The 2,279-nt window shown below is 73.4% G+C and carries 2 protein-coding genes and 1 pseudogene; all 3 read right to left on the bottom strand.

Annotation, left to right across the window (positions count from 1 at the left end; translation table 11 throughout):
- A pseudogene (locus tag VGD85_RS04515) lies at nt 1–223 on the bottom strand (mycothiol synthase); the annotation flags it as partial.
- A gap of 26 nt (nt 224–249) precedes the next feature.
- Nucleotides 250–1,470 carry a metallophosphoesterase family protein gene (locus VGD85_RS04510; protein ID WP_331062247.1) on the bottom strand — a complete coding sequence of 407 codons (1,221 nt, stop codon included), beginning with the start codon at nt 1,468–1,470 and terminating at the stop codon, nt 250–252.
- Nucleotides 1,471–1,573: 103 nt separating this feature from the next.
- The coding region (locus VGD85_RS04505) for an HNH endonuclease signature motif containing protein (RefSeq protein WP_331062246.1) at nt 1,574–2,279 on the bottom strand (706 nt) is incomplete at its 5' end.

The raw sequence follows: 2,279 nt of genomic DNA, 5'->3' as shown, positions 1-2,279 counted from the left end.
CGAGCAGGCGGGTCGCGGCGCCGCGGCCCCGGCCGTCGGGGTGCACGACCAGGCTCAGCTCGTCGCCGATGACCAGCGCGAAGCCCCGGTCGCGCTGCCAGCAGCGCACCCGGTCGGGGTGGTGGCGCAGCGTCAGCCAGGTCGCCTCGTCCAGCGGTGCGGCGCCGTCCGCGGCCTCCGCGGCCGCAGCGATCGCCGTGATGGTCTCGAGGTCGTCGATCACACCTCCGACACTAGAGCGCGCGCCGGTCAGTCGGTGTAGGGGGCGAGCTTGCCGGTCGCACTGGTCACGCTGCCGTCAGCGGCCAACGTCAGCGTGCCGGCCGAGTGGCTGCCGGGCAGGAGGCGCCGGTTGCCCACCGTGTCGTAGGTGCCGAGCTGCCAGAGCAGGTCGGTGGTCGGGCCCTCGGCCACGTGGTCGAACTCCCGGACCTCGAACTCGATCCGATCGGCGTACACCTCGGCGGTCAGGTAGGTGGCCTGGCCCGCGTAGAGCAGCCCGCCGGTGGAGATCTGGGTGATGCCGTCCGCCTGGCGCATCGTGGTGTTGTGGACCTCGCCGGCCAGGTAGAGGTCGACCCGGTAGCGGGCCATGACCTTCCACAGCCGCGAGCTCGTGCCCTGCGCCACGGACATGCCGGAGGAGGACCGGGTCCGGACGGGGGTCGCGATCGGGGTGTGGCCCTGGACGATGATCCACTTCGTCTGCTCTGCCTGCGCCTTCGCGAGCGTGTCGCGCAGCCAGCGCAGCTGAGCGCCGACGACCTCGGCGTACACGTTGTCCTGGCCGAGGTGGAACACGTCCAGCGTGACGAGCAGGACGTCGGGGGAGAGCTTGACGGCGTACGCCGTCTCGTCCCACTCCGACCCCTCCGGGTGGTTGGCGTAGCGCTCCTCGCCCTGCGGGGTCCGCGTGTAGTGCTTGCCGAACACGTGCTTGAGCACCGGCACGTTGCGGCGCTTGAAGGCCTTGCGCCAGGGGTTGTCGCCGATGTCGTGGTCACCGACCGCGGCGTGCAGCACGAGACCCCGGTCGGTGAACCGCTGCAGGTTCACGCGCTGGTAGAAGTTCGCGGCACGCTTGAGCATCGCGGCCCGGTCCCGGGCGCTGTCCGCCGGGCCGAAGATGCCGGTCTCGGCGACGTCGTCGAACCAGTGGCCCTCGACCAGGTCGCCGGTGACCAGGACCGACTGCGGCTGCTGGGCGGCGACCTCGTCGAGGAAGGTGTCGATGCTGGACTGCAGCTGCGGGGTCCACGAGTTCGGGTCGCCCTCATGCCAGCCGGCGCGGCCGCGCACGTCGGCGACGTCCTGGTTGAGGAAGTCGGGGGCGGCGACGAAGGTGTAGAGCGGGTCGTCGGCTGCCCGGCCGGGCGAACCGTGCGCGGCGCCCGCGCCGCTCCCCACCACGGTCGCGGCGAGCGCCGCGCCGGCGGTCAGCGCGACGGCCGCGCTCCTGGGCAGACGCATCCCGAGATCTCCTCACGTGGGGCATGACGGCATGCCCGTCCGTGGGCGACGCCACGGGGAGGATCGGCGGGATCGCTGTCGTCCTGACGATTTCGCCGACGGCCTACGTCCGTCGGCTGAACCGGACGCTGCCGTCGGGGAGCAGGTCGGCGCGGTAGCGGCCGTCGTGCACCCGGTGGTGATGGTGGTGGCACAGGAGCAGGCCGTCGGCGAGGTCGGTGCGGCCGCCGGAGGACCAGGGGATCCAGTGGTGGGCCTCGCACCAGGTGCCGGGGATGTCGCAGCCCTCGGCCCGGCAGTGCCGGTCGCGCAGCAACAGCGCCTTGCGCTGGGCGGCGGAGAAGAGCCGCTGTCCACGGCCGAGGTCGAGGACCTCCGAGCGCCCGCCCAGCACCGCGGGGATGATCCGCGCGGTGCAGGCGAGCCGCCGGGCCTCGGCCGCGGTGAGGGGCACCTCGGGGGTGTCGCCGCCGGGGACGGCGGCGCCGCCGTACAGCTGGGCGGTGCCGAGCTCTCGACGCAGGTCGTCGAGGGAGAGCGTGACGATCACCGTGGTCGCGTCACCGCCGTGCAGCGGCAGCCGCGAGGGATCGACGGCCTCGAGGAGCTGGCAGAACGCCTGGCCGAGGCGCCGCTGGTAGGGCAGCCGCTCGAGCGCGTCGTCCGGTGACTTGCGGGGGTTGGTGAAGGCTTCGAGGTACGTCGCGAGCCGGGTCGCGACCGCGTCGGGGAGCAGGCCGCTGAGGCGCGTCGTGCCGTCGCCGGTGCGGCGCAGGGAGAGGCGGGTGCGCCGGTGGGCGGCGGCCTCG

The organism is Nocardioides sp. (assembly GCF_036401255.1).
In the GTDB taxonomy this organism is placed as follows: Bacteria; Actinomycetota; Actinomycetes; order Propionibacteriales; family Nocardioidaceae; genus Nocardioides.
This window is presented reverse-complemented; position numbering and strand designations above follow the sequence as displayed.

Excerpts from the sequence above, each read along its gene's own strand:
- VGD85_RS04510 (WP_331062247.1), bottom strand. The coding sequence starts at position 1,470 with ATGCGTCTGCCCAGGAGCGCGGCCGTCGCGCTGACCGCCGGCGCGGCG.